General features: G+C 67.5%; 1 pseudogene. It reads right to left on the reverse strand.

What is annotated here, in order from left to right:
* Positions 1–240: pseudogene (locus AMS65_RS17880) on the reverse strand (sodium-dependent transporter); the annotation flags it as partial.

Here is a 240-nt window from a genome sequence, read left to right on the forward strand (position 1 = left end):
AGAGCAGCGAGGTGAACCCGGCGAGCACCAGCGACCCGAAGAACAGCAGCGCCATCACCGTGCCGCCCGGCATCTCGCTGAGCAGGGTCGGGAACGTCATGAACGCGAGTGCGACGCCGCTGATGCCTTCGAGCTCGTCGATCTGCACGCCCTGGGTGAAGGCGAGGAAGCCGAGGGCGGCGAACACACCGATGCCGGCGAGCATCTCGAACCCGCAGTTCGCGAAGGCGACGACGAGGC

It is taken from the genome of Leucobacter celer subsp. astrifaciens (assembly GCF_001273835.1).
Lineage (GTDB): Bacteria > Actinomycetota > Actinomycetes > Actinomycetales > Microbacteriaceae > Leucobacter > Leucobacter celer.